Source organism: Vibrio sp. HI00D65 (genome assembly GCF_001635455.1).
Taxonomy (GTDB): domain Bacteria; phylum Pseudomonadota; class Gammaproteobacteria; order Enterobacterales; family Vibrionaceae; genus Vibrio.
This window is the reverse complement of the sequence record NZ_LWEH01000527.1, coordinates 1-219: the sequence shown is the minus strand read 5'-3', so window position 1 is coordinate 219 and position 219 is coordinate 1. Positions and strand designations below refer to the sequence as shown.

General features: G+C 43.4%; 1 pseudogene. It reads left to right on the top strand.

The features are described from left to right. A pseudogene (locus A3712_RS23260) lies at nt 1-219 on the top strand (tRNA (uridine(54)-C5)-methyltransferase TrmA); the annotation flags it as partial.

Genomic DNA, 219 nt, shown 5'->3' with positions numbered 1-219 from the left:
TGAGTTCCGCCGTCTACAGCAAGCAAACATCGATCTGAAGAGCTACAACTGCAACACTATCTTTGTTGATCCGCCACGTTCAGGTATGGATGTAGATACTTGTAAGATGGTTCAAGGCTACGAGCGCATCATGTACATCTCTTGTAACCCTGAAACATTGAAAGAGAACCTAGAGATCTTAAGCGAAACACACGATGTTACTCGTTTTGCTTTGTTCGA